Annotated in this window: 24 protein-coding genes; 5 read left to right on the top strand and 19 right to left on the bottom strand. The window is 24.4% G+C overall.

Features of this window, described 5'->3' with window-relative positions; translation table 4 throughout:
- From NX772_RS02020 to NX772_RS02010, 3 genes are all read right to left on the bottom strand, one after another.
- Positions 1-1,329, bottom strand: a complete 1,329-nt coding sequence (locus tag NX772_RS02020) for an ABC transporter ATP-binding protein (protein ID WP_027123307.1) — start codon at positions 1,327-1,329, stop codon at positions 1-3.
- Between the two features lie 86 nt (positions 1,330-1,415).
- A complete protein-coding gene (locus NX772_RS02015) occupies positions 1,416-1,550 on the bottom strand; it encodes a hypothetical protein (RefSeq protein ID WP_259429407.1) in 135 nt (44 codons plus the stop codon).
- A gap of 73 nt (positions 1,551-1,623) precedes the next feature.
- Entirely contained in the window at positions 1,624-2,313 is a 690-nt protein-coding gene (locus NX772_RS02010; RefSeq protein WP_036450140.1) for a potassium channel family protein, read from the bottom strand.
- A 71-nt stretch (positions 2,314-2,384) separates the two neighbouring features.
- Here NX772_RS02010 and NX772_RS02005 point away from each other — a divergent pair, with 71 nt between their 5' ends.
- From NX772_RS02005 to NX772_RS01995, 3 genes are read left to right on the top strand one after another with little or no spacing between them, the layout of a single operon-like run.
- Positions 2,385-4,010, top strand: a complete 1,626-nt coding sequence (locus NX772_RS02005; protein ID WP_051542155.1) for a TrkH family potassium uptake protein — start codon at positions 2,385-2,387, stop codon at positions 4,008-4,010.
- Between the two features lie 12 nt (positions 4,011-4,022).
- Positions 4,023-4,721, top strand: a complete 699-nt coding sequence (gene plsY / locus NX772_RS02000; protein ID WP_027123304.1) for a glycerol-3-phosphate 1-O-acyltransferase PlsY — start codon at positions 4,023-4,025, stop codon at positions 4,719-4,721.
- A gap of 3 nt (positions 4,722-4,724) precedes the next feature.
- Complete coding sequence (locus NX772_RS01995; protein ID WP_051542153.1) at positions 4,725-5,495, top strand: MAGa3780 family membrane protein; 771 nt, start codon at positions 4,725-4,727, stop codon at positions 5,493-5,495.
- Between the two features lie 32 nt (positions 5,496-5,527).
- On the opposite strand, the gene NX772_RS01990 is transcribed toward NX772_RS01995, so the two are convergent.
- The 16 genes from NX772_RS01990 to NX772_RS01915 form a co-directional block, all read right to left on the bottom strand.
- Entirely contained in the window at positions 5,528-6,346 is an 819-nt protein-coding gene (locus NX772_RS01990; protein ID WP_027123303.1) for a hypothetical protein, read from the bottom strand.
- A gap of 2 nt (positions 6,347-6,348) precedes the next feature.
- Positions 6,349-7,284 carry an aromatic motif membrane protein gene (locus tag NX772_RS01985; protein WP_027123302.1) on the bottom strand — a complete coding sequence of 312 codons (936 nt, stop codon included), beginning with the start codon at positions 7,282-7,284 and terminating at the stop codon, positions 6,349-6,351.
- Between the two features lie 9 nt (positions 7,285-7,293).
- Positions 7,294-8,136, bottom strand: a complete 843-nt coding sequence (locus NX772_RS01980; RefSeq protein WP_027123301.1) for an aromatic motif membrane protein — start codon at positions 8,134-8,136, stop codon at positions 7,294-7,296.
- Positions 8,126-9,178, bottom strand: coding sequence for an aromatic motif membrane protein (locus tag NX772_RS01975; RefSeq protein WP_027123300.1), 1,053 nt, complete (start codon positions 9,176-9,178; stop codon positions 8,126-8,128). The genes NX772_RS01980 and NX772_RS01975 overlap by 11 nt, the downstream gene beginning before the upstream one ends.
- On the bottom strand, positions 9,156-9,866 hold the full coding sequence (locus NX772_RS01970; RefSeq protein ID WP_027123299.1) for an ABC transporter ATP-binding protein: 711 nt from the start codon (positions 9,864-9,866) through the stop codon (positions 9,156-9,158). Before NX772_RS01970 ends, NX772_RS01975 begins: the two co-directional genes overlap by 23 nt.
- Positions 9,866-11,770, bottom strand: coding sequence for an ABC-2 transporter permease (locus NX772_RS01965; RefSeq protein ID WP_240532007.1), 1,905 nt, complete (start codon positions 11,768-11,770; stop codon positions 9,866-9,868). The genes NX772_RS01970 and NX772_RS01965 overlap by 1 nt, the downstream gene beginning before the upstream one ends.
- 117 nt (positions 11,771-11,887) lie before the next feature.
- A complete protein-coding gene (locus tag NX772_RS01960) occupies positions 11,888-12,994 on the bottom strand; it encodes a hypothetical protein (RefSeq protein ID WP_027123297.1) in 1,107 nt (368 codons plus the stop codon).
- 93 nt (positions 12,995-13,087) lie between these two features.
- Positions 13,088-13,462, bottom strand: a complete 375-nt coding sequence (locus NX772_RS01955) for a hypothetical protein (RefSeq protein ID WP_051542152.1) — start codon at positions 13,460-13,462, stop codon at positions 13,088-13,090.
- Position 13,463: 1 nt separating this feature from the next.
- Entirely contained in the window at positions 13,464-14,864 is a 1,401-nt protein-coding gene (gene atpD, locus NX772_RS01950; RefSeq protein ID WP_027123296.1) for a F0F1 ATP synthase subunit beta, read from the bottom strand.
- Positions 14,865-14,874: 10 nt separating this feature from the next.
- Positions 14,875-15,735, bottom strand: coding sequence for an ATP synthase F1 subunit gamma (gene atpG / locus NX772_RS01945; protein WP_027123295.1), 861 nt, complete (start codon positions 15,733-15,735; stop codon positions 14,875-14,877).
- Complete coding sequence (gene atpA / locus NX772_RS01940; RefSeq protein WP_259429406.1) at positions 15,735-17,297, bottom strand: F0F1 ATP synthase subunit alpha; 1,563 nt, start codon at positions 17,295-17,297, stop codon at positions 15,735-15,737. The genes atpG and atpA overlap by 1 nt, the downstream gene beginning before the upstream one ends.
- The gene (locus NX772_RS01935) at positions 17,298-17,855 is read right to left on the bottom strand and encodes a F0F1 ATP synthase subunit delta (RefSeq protein ID WP_027123293.1); all 558 of its coding nucleotides are present in this window, start codon (positions 17,853-17,855) and stop codon (positions 17,298-17,300) included. It lies immediately after the preceding gene.
- A gap of 2 nt (positions 17,856-17,857) precedes the next feature.
- A complete protein-coding gene (gene atpF / locus NX772_RS01930; protein WP_027123292.1) occupies positions 17,858-18,418 on the bottom strand; it encodes a F0F1 ATP synthase subunit B in 561 nt (186 codons plus the stop codon).
- Positions 18,419-18,433: 15 nt separating this feature from the next.
- Positions 18,434-18,715, bottom strand: coding sequence for an ATP synthase F0 subunit C (gene atpE / locus NX772_RS01925; protein WP_036450137.1), 282 nt, complete (start codon positions 18,713-18,715; stop codon positions 18,434-18,436).
- Positions 18,716-18,738: 23 nt separating this feature from the next.
- Entirely contained in the window at positions 18,739-19,422 is a 684-nt protein-coding gene (locus NX772_RS01920) for a F0F1 ATP synthase subunit A (protein WP_051542150.1), read from the bottom strand.
- On the bottom strand, positions 19,403-19,870 hold the full coding sequence (locus NX772_RS01915; RefSeq protein ID WP_156925613.1) for a hypothetical protein: 468 nt from the start codon (positions 19,868-19,870) through the stop codon (positions 19,403-19,405). The genes NX772_RS01920 and NX772_RS01915 overlap by 20 nt, the downstream gene beginning before the upstream one ends.
- Before the next feature lie 221 nt (positions 19,871-20,091).
- On the opposite strand from NX772_RS01915, the gene mraZ reads away from it, so the two are divergent.
- Together mraZ and rsmH are read left to right on the top strand one after the other, a co-directional pair.
- Positions 20,092-20,532 carry a division/cell wall cluster transcriptional repressor MraZ gene (gene mraZ, locus NX772_RS01910; RefSeq protein ID WP_027123289.1) on the top strand — a complete coding sequence of 147 codons (441 nt, stop codon included), beginning with the start codon at positions 20,092-20,094 and terminating at the stop codon, positions 20,530-20,532.
- Positions 20,532-21,431 (top strand): 16S rRNA (cytosine(1402)-N(4))-methyltransferase RsmH, encoded by a 900-nt coding sequence (rsmH, locus tag NX772_RS01905; protein ID WP_036450134.1) that lies wholly within the window; start codon positions 20,532-20,534, stop codon positions 21,429-21,431. The genes mraZ and rsmH overlap by 1 nt, the downstream gene beginning before the upstream one ends.
- Position 21,432: the final 1 nt, after the last annotated feature.

Genomic DNA, 21,432 nt, shown 5'->3' with positions numbered 1-21,432 from the left:
TTAAAAGCCTTTGCGATCTTTTTTCATTAAATGTAGCGCTTCTTTTGTTCAGTGAACATAAACTTCTTCATTTAATTCGAAATTTTCAATTGTTTCAGCTAAAATAATTTTTTCTCCAATTTTAACTTCTATAAAATAATATGATCCTTTATAGGTACTTTTGACAACTGTTCCATGATAATGACTCTTAATTTTTCTAGATAATACTATATCTTCTGGTCTAACTAATCCATCTAATTTTTCATTTTTTTCAAAATTATTATGAATAGTTTCGATTACATGATTCAAAATCATAACTTTCCCTGGTTCAATAAATTCTGCTTCAAAAAAGTTTGAGTCTCCAATAAAATTAGCTACTCATTTATTTACAGGATAATCATATATAAATTTAGGAGAATCATATTGTTCAATTTCTCCATCTCTTATAACAGCTATTTTATCTGATAGCTCTAAAGCTTCATCTTGATCATGTGTAACAAAAATAAATGTAATTCCTAATTTTTTTTGAACAGATCTTAATAGCTGTTGCATTTTTTGACGAATTTTAGCATCTAATGCAGATAGTGGTTCGTCTAATAATAGAATTTCAGGTTCAATTACAAGTGAACGAGCAAGAGCAACTCTTTGTTTCATACCACCTGATAATTCATTAATGTTTTTATTTTCATTCCCCTCTAAACCAACAATTTTTATGATTTCAGAAACTTCTTTTTCCATTTCTTGCTTAGTTATTTTTCTTGTTAGATGTCTTTTTTCAAAATGTTCAGTTTTTGCATGAACATAATTTTCTCAATATGAATATTTAAAATCAGAATCATCTAATCATCTTTGGATTTTTGCTTTTTTTAATTTAGAAAGTTTAGAATTATTCAATTCATTTATATATTCTTCTTGTTGTTTATCTAATTCCAACATTTTTTCTTTTGCATATAAACTTCATTTTACTTTATTTTCATCTAATTTTTTAAGAACTTCTTCTTTAACATCAGTTTTTGGATAACGTTTTAGTTTTAAACCATATTTAATATTTCCTGAAACTGTTAGATGAGTGAATAAAGCATAATCTTGAAAAATTGTTGAAACATCTCTTTTATTAGCTGGTAAATCTTTTATATCTATACCATTAAACTTAAATTCACCACGTGTAGTTCACTCAAAACCACCTATTAATCTTAATATTGTTGTTTTTCCTGAACCTGAAGGTCCTAAAAGTGTTACGAAATCACCTTTTTCTATTTTTAAATTAACATTATTTAGAACTTTTTTATCTCCGAACTCTTTATCTACGTTTTTAAGTTCTATAAGAATTTTCTTTTTTTCTTTTTCCATTAACTAAAAACCTTTCTATATAATAAAATATTTTATTTTTAAAATTTCTAAAAAAACCTCATTATATAAAGGAAAAATTTCCTTCTCTAATGAAGAAAAATGGGATAATTATCAAATATATCTTGAGAAGTTTCTGTAGCTAAAAATCTTAGTTCAGAATAAACTAAACTAAGAAATTTATATAACTTAATCCTCAAAACTACTATATCTAAAAATTTCATAGTGAAATTATACCAAAATACAAAAAAATCAATTTTAAATTCTGTATTTTAAGCAAAGTTAAAAAAAACTGAATTATTCTTTTTTAGACTCGATACTTTCTTTTTCTGATATCATTTCAAAAACTCTAGTGACATCATCAATTTTTCCTATAAAAGTTATTAAATCTTCTTTTAGTAATTTAAAATTTCCATCAGGTAAATAAGAGTTATTTTTTCTTTTAACCATAACAGCAATTACATTAAGAGAAGTAAAATTTGTTTTTTTCAAAGTTAAACCATGATAAGCTTCACTAGTTAAAACCGCAGAACCAACAACATACCCATCACCTAATTCTTGCAAATCATTAGTGTATTTGATAAAACTTTTATTAGTTGCAAATAATGCAGTTCTAACTCCCGCTTCTTCCTCTGGTCTTATAATCATTTGTACACCTATTTGTTGTAAAACTCTAGCGTATCTATGACTTTTAGCTCTAGCAATTATATTTTTTACCTTTAACTCCAATAAAGAAGCTACTATTTCTACGTTTTCCGTTAAAGCTACAATTACTGTGTCAATATTTTGAATTCCTAAAGATTCCATTAATTTTAAGTCGGAAGCGTCTGCAATATAATTTGCCACTGTATAATCTTTTATAGGAGTTAAATTTTCTTGATTTTTATCAATCGCTATAACGTCTTTATTTAATTTGTGCAATTGCTTTATAACTGACTGTCCAAATCTTCCTGCTCCTATAACGCAAATTCCTTTATTTTTTTTCATTTTTATTCCTCTTTTGCCAATTTTAAATTAAAAAATTTTCTTTTTTTAAAAATATTATAAAATATTTTAATATGAAAAAGAATAATAATTGAAAATTCCTTCGAAGAAAGCGGAAATTCAATAAATTTAAGCTAAAAAATGTTTATATTTCAATTGTTCATTTTGTTTCAAGATTTAATAGAAAAATAGGTAAAATTAGATATTTATTTTTGACTTATATCTTTATTACTATTATAGGTTCATTACTTTTATATTGAGATATTTCGCAAGTAAATCCAGGAGATATTTCTTATATAGACGCTTTATTCACTTCGGCTTCTGCTTTTAGTGATACCGGGCTAGTTGTTAAAAACACTTATGAACAATGAACTATATTTGGCCAAATGATTATAGCAATTTTAATTCTTATAGGTGGAATTGGAATATTTGCAATAAAAGTTTATATATTAAACTACATTTTTGGTGTGAAATTAGGGATTTTTGCTAGAGATGTGCTTTTACTTGAACGTAGTTCTCATAATATCGGCGATATAAGAAGGGTTATAATTGTTTCTATAACAATTATGTTTAGTATTCTTATTGTTTCTTCGTTTATATTATTTTTTTTATTTTATTACAGTGAAGGAAATTTTATCCCAAATAATAATATCAACAATCCTAAATATGATTTTAATTTATCTTTAAGATTTGCTATATTTCATTCTATTACAGCATTAAATAATGCTGGATTTGACATGATAGGAAAAAATTCTTTAGCACCTTATTATGGGAACTATTTTTTACAAATATGACTATTATTCTTATTTATGCTAGGTGGAATTGGTTACCCTGTAATTTATGATATCTATAGATTTATAACTTCTTTTTTTACTTCTAAAAGAAGAAGTAAATATAGATTTACTTTGTTTTCTAAAATTTCTTTAGTTACTTATTTTAGTGTTGCTATTGTAGGGTTAGCATTGTTATTAACTTTTGAATTAACTAGTAAAGATCAAAGAACATTTTGAAATTTATCTTTTTCAGATCCTTTATACTGAGGTAATGGAATAAATATAGGATATAGTTATGGAAGTAACTTTGATAAAATATTTGCGCTTTTTTTTACTTCTTTTTCAACAAGGAGTGCAGGTTTTGCAACTTTTGATTTATACAATTTAAGTGATCCTTCATTAATTATTTTATCTGTATTAATGTTTATAGGTGCAGCACCATCATCAACCGGTGGAGGAATTCGTTCTACAACATTAGCAATAATATTATTAAATCTAATTTCTAGAATGAGAGGTAAAAATTCCACACATTTATTCAAAAGAAAAATAAAAGATGAAACGGTAAATCAATCATCAATTGTATTGATTATTTCATTTATTCTAACTTTTTTAGCTGTTTTAGTATTAACAACATCTTTTTCAACTTTTGGTGGTAAAATAGCATGAGATGGCGCAACAGAATTAAACAAAGGCTTGGGAAGAACTTACGGAATAACAAATGTTTTATTTGAAGTTACTTCGGCTTTTGGTACAACTGGTCTTTCAACAGGTATAACTTCAAGTTTGAATACATTAAGTAAAATTTCTCTTATTTTTATTATGTTTATAGGTCAATTAGGAATTTCTTCGACAATTCTTATTTGAGGAAGTCATAATCATAAATTTACAAAGTTTGAATACATTGAAGAGGATGTTACTATTGGATAATAAGGAGGCAATATGGATTTTTTTTATATTATATTAACAAATTTTATAGCAATATTTATTGGATATTTAGTAGGTTCAATAAATTTATCTATTCTTTTTAGTAAGAGAAGAAAAAATGAAGATATAAGAGATAAAGGTTCTAAAAATGCGGGTTCTACAAATGCACTTAGGGTCTATGGAGTAAAATTTGCTTTACCAATATTTTTATTTGATATTTTTAAAGCTTTATTCGTGGTTATATTAGCATGAATCGTTCACATTCAAACTCAATCTAATATATACGATAAATCACTAAAATATTTAGTACCACAAATTGCAGGTTTAGGTGTTGTTATAGGACATATTTGACCAATATTTTTTAAGTTTAAAGGCGGTAAAGGTGCTGCTAGTTTACTAGGTTTATTTTGTGGTTTTAATTTTATTGTAGTTATAATAGGTGTTATTCTGTTTTTAAGCATTGTTTACTTTACTAAATTTGTTTCATTAGGTTCTATCGTAGTTCCGCTAATATTAATTGCTATAGGTTTTATACCTTGAATGACACTAAGTTTTATAGGTATTTTTAACTGAAAAATTTATCAATCATTTTATTGAATTAACCCTTTAATTATTTTAATTTCACACTTATTTGTTATTTATTCTCATAAGCAAAATATAATTAGATTAGTTAAAAAACAAGAAAATAAAATCACTTTTAACAAGAAAGGATAAAAAATGCAAAAAATCAAAAATAATCTAAAAAATCAAATTAATTTAATTTTTCTTTTATTTGGAATTTTTATTTTATTAACTACAACAGCTTTTATCATGGAAGCTATGATTAATTTTAGACCTGTTTCATTATCAGCAAAAACTAAAACTTTGAAAATGGAAGTAGTTTTCCAAAATGCTTCTCCACTATTTTATTTTACAAATCAGTCCAATATTTTCCTAGGTTTAACATTTATATTAGTTGCTTGTTTTCCTAATATGCAATATAGAAAAATGCTATTTTCAGCAACTTCTATTATAACTATTACCTTTTTAATTTATTGAACACTAATTGCTTTTACTTCAGATTGAACTAAAGTTTATAATTCAATAGTTTCTTTAATAACTCATTTTTTAAATCCGGTATTAGGTTTTATAGGATTATGATTAATAAGAAAAAGCGTTGTTGTAGATAATAAGTTATTATTCAACACTTCTTTATATGTTTTTGTTTATTTTATGTTTGCTTTTATTCTTTACTTTTCAAGCTATTCATATTTTAAAGATGAATATAAGGACGGAGTTGTTATATATTCATTTTTAAATTTCACTAAACCATTTTTCTATAAAGGCGGAAATATAATTTTAATAATTTTTCTAGATATTTTTTCTTTCATAGCAGGTATATTTATTCCTATTTCTTTAAGTTTATTTTGAAAATTTACCTATAAAATAAAATATGATAAAAATATTTGTTATATTAAAGATCTTAAGAGAAAATTAAATAGAAAATAATTATTTATCTAAATAACAAAAATATACGTTATTTAACGTATATTTTTGTTATTTTTACTTTCTAAAAAAAGATTTGCAGGATATCCAATTTCTTTTGTAGTACGATCTATAATATTTGATAATTCTTGACTAAATCCATTTTCAGGTATATTTAAAATACCTATAACAATATCTAATAATTCTTCATCTAAAGATCCTGAATAAGATCCTTTATTATTTACAAAATAAAGAAAATTTGGTGATATATAAATTTTATCATTTCTTTTTTCAAAATTAATAACTATTCTACCGAAAGAAACATAAATGCTTGGGTTACCTGTTTTCTCTGAAATAAATTTTTTAGATGTATAAGATAAAGTTTTAAATGTTCGTGAATTTAATAAATTAGTAGGAAATTTTACATGTGTATGATGTGGTAATGACTCTTCATCATTTTTTGTTAAACCTATATTGTGCTTATAAAAATTTGAATATTTGGCTTCTTCCGTTTCTTTGTGTAAAAATCATTTGTTATTTGGTTGTTGCTTAAATCTAAAATAATCTAGATTAGAGATAAAAAGTACTCAATTTTTATTAATGAGTTTTTCAAAATCAGAAAAATACGTTTTTGATTCAATATTTAAATTATTAAATTCACTTACAAAATTATCTCATTTAATTTTTTTATCGTAAATTGATTTAGAAATATCTTGAATTTCTAATTTCTTAGCTATTTCTATAACGTTTTTGTTATTTTCATTACCCTCATCTCTATTTCTTTCAATTTCTGATTCATGTTGTTGACTTATACATGAAGTAAAAAGTATAAAAGGAATAGCTAGACATGTACTTATTAAAAATTTTTTTTTCACTATTATTTTTCTTCCTTAATATTTATTAATGTGTATCTAAATTCCCTATTTCCATACTCATCAATATATATGATTTTTTTTGACTCACTAAATTTATAGTCAAAATCTCCTCATTCTTTTACAACTTCAACGTATTTTTTTAAATCAAAATCATTTAATTTATTAGCACTTTTTATTAATTTGGGATATGAGTATAAATAACTATGCAATGATGAGTTTCTAATATTTATTTTGTCATTTGTTTTACTTCCTGAAATATCAAATCGAATAATTCGACCATCTTTAGTTAACAAAAAAATTCTATCCTCATATAATTCAGAATTATCTATTTCGTTCACTTCTATATTATATTTTTGAATAACATAGTCAATAATTTCATTGCTTTGAGATACATAAAAATCATCATAAATTCTTTTCGAAGCTTCAATTTCATCAATTAATTCTTTATTTTCATTATCTGATGTTGAAACATCTGGATATTGTAAAAAAACAAATTTATCTAGATTAAATAAGAAAAATAGTCAATTTTTATTATATAACTCATCTAATTTTTCGCTACCAAACGAAGTAACAAAGTTTCTTTTTTGACCCGAAGAAGATAAAATAAATCTTTCTGTTTTATCATAAGGAAAAACAATATTATTAGAATATCTCACTCATGTTTTTAATTCTTCTAAATAATTATCATCTAATTTTTTTTGTGATTCTATATATTTTTCTTTTTCTTTTTCATTATTGTTAAAAACCATTTTTAAAATAGTATCCACATATGATTTATTTAAAAAATTATTTCACTTAATTTCTCTTTCATTAAAAACAACTAAATCTTTTAATTCTTTTGAATTGACACCAATTTCTTTTTGATGAGAACATGAAGCTGAACAAAAACTAAATAATAAAAAAAGTGAAAAAATAATTTTTTTAAATATTCTTTTCATTTTCAACTCCTATTCTTTTAAAGTAGGAAAAACAAAAACGGGAGATCCATATTTTTGTTTTTCAACCATTTCAATTTCAAACTCATCTTTACCACTTGGATAATTATGTATAAATAATTGATGAACAACATTAGAAATTAATAAAGGAGAAATTATATTTGCTTTCGATTCACTAAAGTTTCAATTTAGTGGTTTTAATAGTACTTCTGGTTCATTCCCCTGGGCTCTTAAATTATTTATCAAAACTCTAAATACTAATTTATTTTTCCTTATATAATATACTAAAGAATCCCCTAATTCAGCAGATTCTACCCCTTCCCTTAAACTTTCTAAATAAGTATTTTCAAATGTAAAAGGTTCATATTTGTTATTTAATTCTTTTATTTTTACTTTTTGTTTATATTCTTCACTTGTTGAGTAATTTTTAGACAAATCTGAAGTAACAAATTCAACAAAATTAAATTGAAATTTATCTAAATTATTTAAAATAAAGTATCAGTTTTTTGTAAAAAAATCTTGTTGTTGTTGAGCAAATTCTTTTTTATTTTCACTAGCAAAAAATAACTTAGATATATTATTATATTGATTAAATAATGATTTTGAATTTTTATTTTGAGAATTTTTATAGTCTAAAATCTTTTCTTGATTATTTTTAAACGCCATAGATAATAAATTATTAATTATGGAATTATGAATATTTTTTTCATTATTAGTAGAAGGAGATGCAACAGAATCATCATTTGATACCAAAGAATTTAGATAAAACTGATTAGAATAATTAGCGCAAGATATTAAATTAAAAAATGATATAAAAAGTAATGGCATTACTTTTTTCACTAATTTATTTTTCATTTATAAAGCCTCAACTATATCTATATATTTTATTTTCTTGATTTTTTTCATCATTATATTTATTAATTGCATAGTAAAACGAATTTGTATAATTGTTTTTATCATAATGTTTTATAAAATTAACATCATTATAGTCTATTAAAAATTTAGTTTCATCGAATTTTTCTAATCCATTTTTATTTTCTGATTCAAAAAGTTTTCTTTGATAATCAACTGTTTTTTGAGCAAAGTATTTTCTTCCTTCGGAAATATAATTTGCTAATTTATTATAAATTTCATTATTTCAAATATCTATCTTATTTTTAAAACTAAAAATTTCTCCTGTTATTGAAATTTTTACATCGCCATTTTTTGCTTTTTTATATAAAAATATTGGTATCAAAATATTGTTTTTATCTTGATTTTCCATTCTTAAAAAAACTATTTGTAAGTCAAATAATTTATCAGTTTTAATGTTTTCAATTTTTATTTCTGGACTAAATTCTTTAATTTCATAATTTTTAAAAGATCTAAATAATTTTTCTTTATCATCGTAAATTTTAGTAAAAATTTCCCTATCAGAATTATCGTTTTGACCTTCACTATTTTTATAATCTTTGAAGTCTGATCTTCAATTATTAAACACATAACTAAAATTTTTAATATTTTGTATATATCAAAATCATCTTTGTGTCAAAGTATCAGAAATAACATCTACTGAATTAATTGCGTGTTTTAGTTGAAATTCTGAAGCTATATTTAAAATATTAGGAATAAATAAAGGAGCGAATGTTAAAGATATATTTAATTCATTTTTGAATTTCTTTTCTACTCTAATTTGTTGAGTAAAAAACTCTCTAATATTTTTATCATCGCCCTTGAAAAAATGTTTATTTGTAAAAGATTTAATTTGATCGTTCAAAATAACGTTTTCTTCAATCAAATCTTTATAAGGGGAGTAATCATTTTTATTGTAGTTTTCACTACTTTTACAAGAAACAATAAAGGACGTACTTAAAAAACTAAAATTTAAAAATAAACTATACTTTAATAACTTTTTCATAAAAAATTGTTTCCAAATCAGTGTATCTTAATCCGGAATAAACAATCTCTCCTTTATGTATTAGAGTAAGAGAATCTACAAATTTATCTATTTCGCTCAAAATGTGCGAACTTATAAAAATTGTTATTCCTTTTTGATGAAGTTTTTTAAGTAAATGAAATAACTGAAACCTTGCAGTTGGGTCTAAATTAGCAGCAGGTTCATCTAAAATAATTATTTCTGGTTCATTTAATAGAGCTTGTATTAATAATATTTTTTTCTTTTGACCTGAAGAAAAATAAAATGGTTTTTTATTTTTTAGTTCTTCAATTTCGAATTCCTTAAGCAAATTATCTATTTTTATATCTAATTCTTTTTTATCAGAGCCAAACAACTGACCTAAATATCTTAAGTATTCTAAAACTGTTAATTCTTTTGGGAATATTGCATTTTCAGGTATATAACCTAATGCTTGTCTACTTTTATAATTTCTTATATCAATTCCATTTATAGTAACATTACCGCTGAAATTAATATATGAGCCAATAATTGTTTTAATTGTTGTTGTTTTTCCCGCTCCATTTTCTCCTATAAAAGCATGAAAAGAACCTTTTTTAACATCGAAATTTAAATCAAAAATACCTGTTTTTTCTTTATTATTGGAATATATTTTTGTCAAATTTTTAACTTCTAAAATATTTTTTTCCATTATTTATAATCCTTTTTGAAATATAATCTATTATTTATTAATACGAATATTATCGCGAAACTAATTCAAATTAAAAAATATAAATTTTTATTAACTGTAGGAATACCATTTCTAGATACTTGTCAAACTTCTTCTAAAGGTTGAAATAAAAAGTTGTTAGATGGTTCAATGTCATATCTTATTTTAACTTTTCTTTCCTTTTTTTTATTTCCTTCACTATCTGTTATTTCTTCCTCTTCTATTTGTTGCTTAGCAACATATTTGCTAAAACCTCCTATTCTATATCTAAAATTATCAATTAATAAAGAATAGGAATGAGGATCAAAGTTATTATTTGCTTCGTTATACAAAATTGCGTCAGCGATGTAGGTGTTATTATATTTAAAGTAAAGATAATAAATAAAAGCTGTAGCCAAATAAATTTTTTTCTCTATTATTGTTTTTATTTTTCCATTTTCGAGAGAATCTTTATTTAAAATAGTAGCTCTAATATCGTTAATTTTTAATAATTCATATTCTTCATCTTTTAATTTTTTAGATATTACATCAAAAATTACATTTTTAATTCCACTTATATTTTCTAAAGAATCATCTTTTAAGTCTACAAAAATTTCTTTAGCTATCATATTAGCATAATATTGAAAAACTTCGTTTTCTAATAATTCTTTAATGTATGTTCACTTTAATTCTCCTAATAAATTGTCAGTAGCTGAGTGAACAAATTTATCTTCAGGGAATTTTTGCGCAAAATCCTCAGCACCTTCTCTGGCGTAAATAATATTGGTATTTATAAGATGATCGATTTGACTAAATGATTTTAAAGAACCAGGAACTAAATATACAGGTTTGTTTACTCTTTCTTCAACAATTTCATTATTATCTTTATTATTTGTTCTTATTATTTTGTCTGTTATAAAATATTTTTTTAAATTTACTTTTGTATTTAAATCATAGTTATATGCAAAATTATCATTATTCTTATAATAAATGTAATCGTCTAAATTTGTTATTTTTTCAGACGTTAAAGCGTTTGAAATATTTATATTCTCTATATTGAAATAATCTACCAATTGATAAGGCAATGATAAATAAGAATATATTTGTCATTCAGTAGCTGAGTTACGTGAAATTTTAAAAGCTTCTTTTAAATATTCGATTTGATCAGTTCTTAATTTTATTTTGTCGCTTCCATTAGGTATTATATAGAAAGTATCTTCTTTATTGTTTAAATAAAATTTTTCTATGTTTGCTATGTTTCCGGAGGGATTATTTTCATACTTATTGTTTAAATAAAATGCAATATTATTACTTGTTGAAGTTGTTTTTGAAGAAATAATAGTTCCACCTAGAACTAAGGGACTAAAAAGCACAAGAGGCAAAGTAATTGCAACTTTTGCATTTACTTTAAAAGCAATAAGAGAACTTAAGTTACTAAAAATAATATATGATATTAAAAATACAGGAAAAGAAATGAATCCTAGTACAAAACTATCATAGTCTTTTAACCCTAATAAAAGTATTAGAAAATTTACAAAAACCATTAATAAAGCTCAGTAAATTCCAAAAGATAAATTGGCAACACTTTTGCCTCATATAATTTTTTTTCTCGAAATAGGTTTAGAAAGAGTTAATAATTCTATCCCCTCGTCCTCTAAATCCTTAAAAATATTTATTGATTTTATTGATGAAAATAAAACAGTTAATAATAATTCAACAAAAATAATAATATAAAATATTAAAACTTTAGTATTTTTTTCAAAATTTAATGAAAAAAGAGAAAATGTTACTGCGGTCGCTATTATTAATCATATTAAAGGAATTATTATTGTATTTTTCTTTTTTATTGTTAATTTGTGTATGAAGGCAACATAATTTCAAAATGACTTCATTAGTTTTTCTTCCATTCTACATATGTTTTTACAAATATTATAATACGAATCTCGTTTTTTTAAAATTATTTTATTTTTAAATTAAAAAAATATAACCAACATTAAAAATATTAGTTATATTTACTCATTATATTATTCTTCTGCTCCTGTCTGAAATATTGCGTTAGAACTTGGGAATGTTATAAAATTAGAATCATATTTAATACTACTAATTTCATATTTTGTATTGTATTCTAAATCAAATAAATCAGCGCTGACTAAATTAGTTTTATTTGTTTTTATTGGATGATTAATTGTATATTCTATTTCTACTTCTTCTGTTTCTGTTGTATTTATATATTTTTTTAATTTTATTTTAATATTTTGAGCAGATTCTTTTTCAATTTCTTTATTTAGTCTTAAACTTAGAGTGGCTTCATTTTGTAATAACTCATCTACCTCCACTGAGATAGAACTAACACTTAAAATTGCATCTGAATCTTCTCCTGTTGTTGAAGTATTTGAATCTAAAGATTCGTCTCCTTCGCTATGATTTCCACTATTCATTTCACCATCAATAGTTTCTTTAGGTTCTTTGTTCGGGAAAGAAAGTTCTTGATTTATATTAGAAATGTCTAATTGATCTTTTAAATATTCTACTGATTGAATTTTAAGTTTTTTAAAGTTTTTTTCATTTTCAATAAATAAAATTAATTTTGAGGACTTATCAGAATCAAAAGATGAGGGCTTTCTTATAATTTCTTCTTCAGAACCTTCAACATTATATAATTTATATGTAAAATAAAATTTTTGTGCTTCTCTAAAATCTAAATTTTCTTTATTTGTTCTTACCTCTAATGAAAATGATTCTAAATCATCGTCAAAAAATAATTGAGCATTATCTAACACTAAAGTTGAATTATTTACACTAGAACTTGAATCAGCATCATTTTTTTCGATCGCGTCTTCTTTTTTATCATTGATTTCATTACCAGGTACATTGTTAGAAGTATTATTATCTTTATTAATTTCTTTTTCGTTTTCTTTTTCTTCAGTTTCGATTTTTGTTTTTTCTTTTTCTAGGTTTACATTTTCATTAATTATAATAGAATTATTTTTTCCAATTATTTTAGAAAAATCTATTTTTTCATTAAATAAATTTTCATCATTTAATTGATTTTTTTCACAAGAAATAACAAAAAAAGAAGGTAAAATAACTGTTGAAAACGAAAAAAATATTTTTTTATACTTTTTTTTCATTTTATACTCTTTCTTTTTTTATATTTTACATTATACTAAAAAAATAATTAAAAATAAAAAAACCAACAATATTAACGTTTGGTTCTTTTATTTTTAATTATTTCTAGTTTTTTCTATTTCTTTTTTTAATTTTATTTCTTTTTCAATATTTTCTATAGATGTTTTAAAGTTATTAGTTTTACTATAAGAGTTTCCTTCTAAAATAGTTTTTTCATAAGATATAGAATCAGTAATTATATTAATAAATTCTTTTTCAGCATAAATTATACCTGATAATATATATAGTTCCTCTTGTTTTAAATCTATTCTAATATTAAATTTAGACGGAACCAATGAGGCGACAATTGGTTGAATGCCGTATTGAAATCCTTTATATCCTTCTGTTGTTTTAATAGTAATAATATCAATTTCTTTTTCTAAAAATATTCCATTGGGAGTGATAATTTTTAATTTTGTTTTTTTTGCCATTTTATTTTAATTTTTCTGCTTTAGCTATTGCTTCTTCTATAGAACCAACGTACAAGAAAGCTTCTTCCGGTAAAGAATCGTGTTTACCTTCTATAATTTCTTTAAAACTTCTTATAGTTTCTTCTAAAGGAAGGAATTTTCCTGAAATTCCTGAAAATTTTTCTGCTACAAAAAATGGTTGAGATAAAAAGTTTCTAATTCTTCTAGCTCTTGAAACAGTTTTCTTATCTTCTTCAGATAATTCATCCATACCCAAAATAGCAATAATATCTTGTAATTCTTTAAATTTTTGTAAAATTTCTAAAACTTTTCTTGCTACATTATAATGCTCTTCACCTATTACTAACGGATCTAACATTCTAGAACCTGAAGCTAAAGGATCTACAGCAGGATAAATACCTAATGCTGCTATATTTCTATCTAGTACTGTTTTAGCATCCAAATGAGCAAAAGTTGTAGCAGGTGCTGGATCTGTTAAATCATCAGCAGGAACATAAACTGCTTGAACTGAAGTTATGGAACCATTTCTTGTTGAAGTGATTCTTTCTTGTAGTTGACCCATCTCGGTTGCTAATGTTGGTTGATAACCAACAGCTGATGGTATTCTCCCTAATAAAGTTGAAACTTCTGATCCTGCTTGAGTAAATCTGAATATATTATCAATAAATAAAAGCACATCTTGATTTAATTTATCTCTAAAATATTCAGCCATTGTTAGTCCTGTTAATGCTACCCTCATTCTTGCTCCGGGTGGCTCATTCATTTGTCCAAAAACTAAGGCTGTTTTATCTAAAACACCAGCAGCTTTCATTTCGTAGTATAAATCATTACCTTCTCTAGAACGTTCACCTACTCCGGCAAATACAGATAAACCACCATGTTGTGTAGCTATATTATTTATAAGTTCTTGAACTAAAACTGTCTTACCTACTCCAGCTCCACCGAATAAACCAATTTTTCCACCCTTAACATAAGGAATTAATAGATCAATAACTTTAATACCTGTTACTAAAATTTCAGAGTTTGATTTTTGATCTTCATAAGATGGTGGAGTAGAGTGGATAGGCATTTTTAATTTCGCATTAACAGGCCCTAATTCATCTATTGGTTCTCCTAAAACATTAAACATTCTAGATAAAATTTCTTTTCCTACAGGAACTTGAATAGCTTTACCAGTATCTTCTACTTCTAATCCTTTAGAAAGTCCATAAGTCATATCCATAGCAATAGTTCTAACAACTTCATCACCGATGTGTTGTTCTACTTCTAAAACTATTTTTTTATCGGAATCAAGTTTTACTTCTAAAGCATTTAGCAATGCAGGTAATTTTCCTTTTTCAAATTTTACGTCAATAACTGGACCTAAAATTTGAATAATTCTACCAATATTTTTTTTGATCATAGATTCCTTTCTATTTACTTGTATTTCCACCTATTATTTCAGTTATTTCTTGTGTAATAGAAGACTGTCTTCCTCTGTTGAAAACTATTTGTAAATTATTTGTTATTTCATCAGCATTATTTGAAGCATTTTCCATGGCCGATCTTCTTGATGACATTTCTGAAATTTTAGACTCAGCCAATGCATTATAAATAAAAGATCCTAAGTATAATGGTAATAAATTTTCTAAAATTACTTCTGGAGATGGTTCAAATTCTAATAATATATTATCATTAACTTTGTTTTTAGTTTTATTACTTTCTAATGCAGAATTTTCTAAAGGAAATAATTGTTTAATAAAAGGTTCAAAAGTAACACTATTAATAAACTTAGTATATACTAAATTAATGCTTCCTATTTCTTTATTTTTTATCATACCTATAACTAAATCTATAATTTCTCTAACAATCAAATAGTTTAAATCATCTCCATAGTTACCTATTTTTTTAATTATATTTTTTTCATAATCTTTAAATAAAGAGATTCCTTTATTGCCGAAAATTATTAATTTATCATCATTTTTAAGTTTGTTCTTTGTTATTTTATAAACATTATTGTTATAACCACCACAAAGTCCTAAATCTGATGTAATAATTATATAAATACTATTTTGTTTTTCTTTATTAGAAAAAAAAGAATTGTTTTTTACATCTGTTTTTTCATAAACAGTATCCAAAATATTTTCTATAGAATTAGCATATTCTTGAATTGAAGAAAAATTGTTTTTCGCTTTTCTTAGTTTTGCACTAGATAATAATTCCATTGCTTTGGTAATTTTTCTAGTATTTTCAATTAAATTAATTCTTGTTTTTATTTTTTGAATTGAAGGCATTATAACTCCGGAATTGAAGGATGTTCTTCAGGATTATAATTAGGGATTTTATTTATAAATTCCAATACAAAATCTCTTATTAATTTTTTAAATTCTAGCAATAAATTGTCATTAAAAGCTCTTTCTTTTATTAGTTCTGCTTTTAGTTCTAAAGCTTTAGTGTCACTATTTATAAATTTAACTAATTCATCTCTATATTGAAGAATATAATCTTTTGGTATAGGATTTATAAATCTGTCTTTAACAGATAGTAATATAATAGCTTGATCATTTTGATAGAAATGAATATATTGTCATTGTTTTAATAATTCATATACTTTAGATCCATGGTCTAAAATTCTTCTGGTAGATTCATCTAGATCAGAACCAAATTGAGCAAATGATTTTAATTCATTATACTGAGCTAATTGCAATTTTAAAGAAGAAGAAACAAATTTCATAGCTTTTGTTTGAGCACTTGAACCAACACGGGAAACAGAAAATCCAACATCAACTGCAGGTTTTTGTCCTGAATTAAATAAAGACTCCTTCATAAAAATTTGCCCATCTGTTATCGAAATAACATTTGTTGGAATATAAGCAGAAATATCTCCTGCTTGTGTTTCAATAATGGGTAACGCTGTGATTGATCCACCACCATTTTCTGAATTTAGTTTTGCAGCTCTTTCTAATAAATATGAATGTTGATAGAAAATATCTCCTGGGAAAGCTTCTCTACCTGGTGGTCTTCTTAGTAAAAGAGAAAGTGTTCTATAAGCAACGGCATGTTTTGATAAATCATCATAAACTACTAAAACATTTTTTCCTTTATACATTCATTCTTCAGCAATTGTTACACCCGAATATGGAGCGATGTATTGTAAAGGAGCTAATTCTGATGCACCAGCAACTACTACTGTAGTATATTCCATTGCGCCGCTTTTTTGTAATTTATTCACAATTTGAGCCACTGTTGAATTTTTTTGCCCTATAGCAACATAAACACAATGAACATTTTGCCCTTTTTGATTTAAAATAGCATCTATTGCAACTGCTGTTTTTCCTGTTTGTCTGTCACCTATAATTAATTCACGTTGACCTTTCCCAATCGGAACCATTGAATCAATTGCTAAAATTCCTGTTTTTAAAGGTTCATTTACTTCTTTCCTTTTCATTACCCCTGGAGCTTGCACAAAGATTTCTCTTCTTTTATTAAAGTCGATTGATCCTTTTCCATCTATAGGTCTACCAAGCGCATCTATTACACGGCCAACCATTTGTTCTCCGACAGGCACAGAAATAATATTTTTTGTTCTTTTAACAATGTCACCTTCTGCAACATCATTTTCTTTCCCCATAATAACAACACCAACATAATCTGACTCTATATTTAGAGCCATTCCGTATATGTTATTAGGAAATTCTACTAATTCTCCTAAACCGACTTTTTCTAAACCGGAAACAAGCGCAACTCCATCACCTACAGAAATTACTTTTCCTGTTTCATTAGAAATTATCTTTTTACCATAAGATTTTATTTGAGCTTTTATTAGAGCTGAAATATTACTTGTTTTTGATGACATCTATCTCACGCTCCCTTCTTTTAATACAAATTCTTTAATTTCTTTCAACTGTGAGTAAATTGAGTTTTCAAAAACTAAATCATCAACCATTATTTTTAAACCAGCAATTAAGCTTTTATCAATTTTTTGTTTAAGAATGATTTTTTTATTTATTTTACTTTCAATAAATTTTTTGATTTTTGAAATTTGGTTTTTGTCTAATTTATAAACAGAATAAACATAAGCTTTTTTCATGTTTAAATATTTTAAAACTTTTATTTCAAATTTAGTAAATATTTCATTTATATAATCAATAAAATGAGTTTTAACTAATAACTTTATTACGTTTAATAAATTATTTTCAATTTCAGTTTTAAATATAGTATCAATGAAATTTTCTTTTTCTTCTAATGTTATTTCAAAACTTTTTAAAAAAAGTAATAATTCTTTTTCTTTAGTAAAAATTTTTTTTAATTTTTCAGTTTGTTTATAATAATCTTTTATTTTTTCTTCTTCTAAGGCTATTTGAAAAATTGCTAGTGCATATCCATTAATTTTTTCAATCTTGTCTAAATGCATTTTTATTCATAAACCTCATTTAACAGTTTATCAATTAATTCTTTTTCTTCATAGTGGCTAACGTGTTTTTCTAAGATTTTTGATGCTAATTTTGTAGCCACAGTTATAATTTCTTCCCTGGATTCTTCTTCAAATTTTCTTTGTTGTTGAGATACACTAATATGTCCATCTTCAATGATTCTTTTAGCTTCTTTTTTCGCATTAGAAATATATTGATTAGCTATTTTTTCAGATTCTATTTTAGCTTGATTAATTATTCCTGCTGCAGCTATTCTAGCTTCCCATAATTCTATATTTCTTTTTTCTTCAAGTTTAATAGATTTTTCTTTATTCGTAATTGTTTCATCAATATTTTTTTGAATAAATTCTCTTCTTTCTTCTATAACCTTTTTTAGAGGTTTAAAAATGAAAAAAAACAAAAAAATGAATACAATAATAAATGCTATAGTTGTCGCTAAAACAACTCATGGATTAGGAAAAATATTTTTAAACAATGCTGAAACATCATTTTCTACATCTACTTTTCCATCTGAACTAAAATTTTTTATAATTCTATTTATCATATTATTAGTAAATTATTAGTAAACAAAAATTAAAAGAATTGCAATAAGTAATGCATAAATTGAAGAAGTTTCCGCGATAGCTGCTCCTATGATCATTAATTTGCTAATTTTTTTCTCTGCTTCCGGATTTCTTCCGACAGCCTCGGCAGCTTTTCCTGCTGCATACCCTTGACCAGCTCCAACACCTAAAGCTCCAATCATCGCTAGTCCTGCTCCAATAGCAACTAAACCTACTCCTGTTGAACTTCCTGCATCATTATTTAATTTTGATGCTATTTCTACAAATTGATTTGTCATTTTTTCTCCTTTTTATTTATAAATTATTCCTTTGAGCTAGAAACTCAATATGTTGTTGTTAACAAAGTAAAAACATATGCTTGAATAACCACTCCAAATATATCTACATAAAATACCAATGGCGCCATAAATAGTGTAGCAGGTATATTAAACACACTTAAATTTCCTATTGGTAATAAAGACCAAATATATTGTGTTCCTGCATAAAATAAAATCAACATTACGGAACCACCAATGATATTTCCAAACATCCTAAAAGATAATGAAATTAATGGTGCTGGAATAGAAATTATTTCTAGAGGATTCATATATTTTTTAAAAAATTTTAGTTTTTGCATGGTTATTCCGATTACGTAAATACCTAATCATGATACAAAAGCTAATGTTAATGTAATTGAATAAGTACTACCTATCGGTTCCAAACCAAATAAAGATAATAAATTACCAAAAAGTAAAAAAGTTAAAAGTGTAAAAATATAAGGCTTTATATTTTTAGCTAATTTACCTTCAGCTCCACTTTCATCAACCAAAGTTTCAACTATTCCAAAATATTGTTCTGTTAAATAAACAATAGCGGAGGGCGCTTTATCTTTTTTAGTTTTTTTAATTTGAAAATATAAAACAATAGAAAATATCATAATTAAAAAAACCATTATAAAAAGAGTAAAAAGTTGTGGTTGATTTCAATTACTTAATCAGTTTTCCATTCTTTTTCTCCTTTATTTTTTTTAAAACTCTTTCAAAAATAATACTAGGCAAGAATAAAGAAATACCAACAATATAACTAAATATATTTATAGGGTAAGATACTATTTCTATTGAACTAGAATTATTATTTAAAGTATTTTTATTAATTAATATTATTAAAAATAACAATATTCCTTGAAACATCAAAGAAAAAATTCCAAAGATTATCCCTAACACATAAATAATTTTTTTTCTTTTACTTCTTATTTTTTGATTAATTTTCTTTAAATTTTCTACTAAAAATATCTTTGAAAAAAATGTGATTATAGTAGAAAAAAACGAGAATATTCAACCTAGTAAAAGTGAATAATTTAATGTGATAAGCGAAATTAAAATTAATAATATTAATAAATATATAAAAAAATATACAAATATTAAATCAGAAAATTCTCTTATTTTCTCTTTCAATACGACTCCAATTGACAAGATTTCTCAAGTCTTTAAAAATTTTACTCCTTTTTTTATAAAAACTTTCTTTTTTTTGAAAAAAGCAATAAAAAAAATTTTTTTATAGTTTTATGCTTTTTTTAGATTTTAAAATTGTTATTTTTTCGAAAAATAAAAAATATTTTTTTTACAAAAATAATAAAAAAGTATTATAATGTGGTAGATAGTGGAAGGGAGTGGCAATGTTTGGAAGCCATCAAAAAAGTATTGATGAAAAAAATAGAATTGTTATTCCTTCTAATTTCAGAGAAGAATTAGGGGAAGTTTTTTATATTTCTCTTGGTCTTGACAAAATTATTGAAATTCGCTCTAAAAGTGAATTTGATATTTTAAGAGATAAGTTGAAAAAAAATAATTCTTTAAATAAAGATTTTAGAGAGTTTACAAGATTTTTTTTCGGGAATACTATTGAAGCAACTTTTGACAAATCAGGAAGAGTTGTTATACCTAAAAACTTACTACTTCAATCCGCTATCGAAAAAGATATATATCTAATCGGAGTAGGTGAAAAATTAGAAATTTGACCTAAAGATAGATATGAGAAACAGCAAGAAAAATTCCAAGATGATGATGAAATTGAAAAACTTCAAATTAAATTATTCGAAAGTGGAGTTGAGTTATAATGAAGCATTTTCCAGTTTTATTAGAAGAAGTGATCGAAAATTTAAAAATTAATAAAAATGGTATCTATGTTGATCTAACTCTAGGAAGAGCGGGACATTCTTCTGAAATTTTAAAAAAATTAGATAAAGGCCATCTTTATGCTTTTGATAAAGATTTTGATGCTATAAAAGAAAGTGAAAAAAAACTAAGCAAAATTTCTAATAACTTTACACTTATACATAGCGATTTTCAAAATTTAGAAAGTGAATTAAAAAAATATAATATTAAAAAAATAGATGGTATTTTAGTTGATTTGGGTGTTTCCTCCCCTCAACTAGACGAAGCTGAAAGAGGTTTCTCTTACAATAAAGATGCTAGGCTAGATATGAGAATGAATAGAAATCAAACATTAGATGCTCATTATATAGTAAACCATTATTCGGAAGAAGAATTAATTTCATTATTAAAAAATAATGCAGATGTAATGCTCCCTCAAAGAGTTGCTAAAGGCATTATTTTAAATAGACCCATAAATACAACGCTTGAATTAGTAGAGATTATAAAAAAATCACTGCCAGCTAAAATTGTAAGAATAAAAAATCCTGCAAAAGCTGTTTTTCAAGCAATTAGAATTGCTGTAAATAACGAGTTGGATTCATTAAATATTTTGTTAAATCAAGCAATTAATTTTCTTAACAAAAATGGAAAATTATTAATAATTACTTTTCATTCAATCGAAGATAGAATTGTAAAGAAATTTTTTAAATCATTATTGGAGCAAGATAATATTGATCCTAAGCTACCAATTATGGTAGAAAAAACATGAAAATCTAAATCATTTCTTCCTTCAAAAGAAGAATTAAATTTAAACAAAAGAAGCAGAAGTGCAAAGTTAAGAGTTTTGACAAAACTAAAGTAAA

The sequence above is a fragment of the Mesomycoplasma molare genome, from assembly GCF_024918955.1.
GTDB classification, from domain to species: domain Bacteria; phylum Bacillota_I; class Bacilli_A; order Mycoplasmatales; family Metamycoplasmataceae; genus Mesomycoplasma_A; species Mesomycoplasma_A molare.
This window is presented reverse-complemented; position numbering and strand designations above follow the sequence as displayed.